This window comes from Gilvimarinus sp. 1_MG-2023 (assembly GCF_030548285.1).
On record NZ_JAUOSC010001223.1, the window covers coordinates 1 to 259 of the forward strand.

General features: G+C 51.7%; 1 pseudogene. It reads left to right on the top strand.

Annotation, left to right across the window (positions count from 1 at the left end):
• Positions 1 to 259: pseudogene (locus Q4563_RS20760) on the top strand (NAD(P)/FAD-dependent oxidoreductase); the annotation flags it as partial.

Sequence of the window (259 nt, forward strand, 5' to 3'; positions counted from 1 at the left end):
CCTGTGGCCTCTGGGTCTCTACAAAGGCGTCGTCTGGGAAGAAAACACCAAGTTGTTCTACCTCGGCATGCAAGACCAGTGGTACAGCTTCAATATGTTTGATGCCCAGGCCTGGTACACCCGTGACGTCATCATGGGCCGTATTCCTTTACCATCGAAAGCAGAGATGGAAGCACACAGTGCCCAGTGGCGTGAAAACGAGCTCAAGCTGGAAACCGACAAGGAAAACTACGAGTTCCAGGGTGCCTATATTCAGGAT